The sequence below is a fragment of the Streptomyces capoamus genome (assembly GCF_014654935.1).
GTDB classification, from domain to species: domain Bacteria; phylum Actinomycetota; class Actinomycetes; order Streptomycetales; family Streptomycetaceae; genus Streptomyces; species Streptomyces capoamus.
This window is the reverse complement of record NZ_BNBF01000011.1, coordinates 111,291-111,550: the sequence shown is the minus strand read 5'-3', so window position 1 is coordinate 111,550 and position 260 is coordinate 111,291. Positions and strand designations below refer to the sequence as shown.

At 75.4% G+C, this 260-nt stretch carries 1 pseudogene; it reads left to right on the top strand.

Going from position 1 to position 260, the window contains the following annotated elements:
- Positions 1-260, top strand: a pseudogene (locus IE312_RS40825) (N-6 DNA methylase); the annotation flags it as partial.

The following is a 260-nucleotide window of genomic DNA, read 5'->3' as shown; positions in this document are numbered from 1 at the left end:
CGCCGTCAGCAACTGGCGCCGCCGGCACGCCGACTTCCCCAAGCCGGTCGGCGGCACCGAGACCAGCCCGTCGTTCGCCCTCGCCGAGGTGGAGGCCTGGCTGCGCAAGCAGGGCAAACTCGCCGAGGTCCCGCTGCGCGAGCGCGTCTGGCAGCAGCTCGCCGGCCACCCGGAAGGCCCGTTGACGGCCCTGGTGCACGCCGGCTGCGTGCTGCTGCTGATCCACGAGCGGCCCCCCGTCTGGCTCGACGCGAGCGCGG